This window comes from Vibrio sp. 2033 (genome assembly GCF_033339735.1).
The window spans coordinates 1-734 of the sequence record NZ_JAWOVC010000309.1 but is presented as its reverse complement, the minus strand read 5'-3'; the positions used below and the strand labels follow the sequence as shown (position 1 = coordinate 734).

The window sequence follows — 734 nt, the reverse complement described above, 5'->3', positions numbered from 1 at the left end:
ATGGCAGTCATTTACTACGGCGAGGGAACCCATGACGCCGGTTTCGTCGGGTTCCGTGTCGCACGAACAGTTGGGGTGGCGGATGATTACCGGCAGGAATACTTCTCCTTGAGAGAGTATTCCTACGCAACAGCTCACCGGCTGGCCTACAGCTTGGACCGAAAGTGGGAAGCTGAGGCAGAAGAGGTGAAGCGTCAGAATAAGACTTGTAAGCGGCGACGCAACTCCGGGCCAAATATCATTGCTGAGGGGCTGAGGGCTTATATCAGTATCGAGAACCGGAGCCGGATGGGGGTGAAGAGAACCTACTTCGCACCTTGTTTTCTCGTCACAAAGCCAGGCTACGGCAATGGGGATATTGTTTTCAGGATTTCCACTCATGGCTACGCAGAAGCCTACGAAAAGGCGGTGGAAAAATATTGTGAGATCCATGATTTGACGGATGAGCAGTATGTTGAGTTGCTTGACCGTATGCCGAGTACAGAGGTGTTCACTGGATACCTGCTGAATGCTCTTTTAATACGCGGTCATCGCGCCACAAAAGCTGAAATACTGAGTAAGCTGGGGGCTGCGAAGAATGAAGATGACATCACCAATAGCAAAGGGAAAAGCGGCCACAACAGAGTGCGTCGCCCAGAGTATCGGTGGGCGCAATAACAGCGCCAGATGTTCAAACCATGTTTTATAGCAACACCTCTTTGGGGGCGGAATTATGTTTTTTGATAACAAAGTAG

At 50.5% G+C, this 734-nt stretch carries 1 protein-coding gene; it reads left to right on the top strand.

Features of this window, described 5'->3' with window-relative positions:
• The coding region (locus R7P74_RS26275; RefSeq protein WP_318123575.1) for a hypothetical protein at positions 1–657 on the top strand (657 nt) is incomplete at its 5' end.
• Positions 658–734 lie beyond the last annotated feature (77 nt).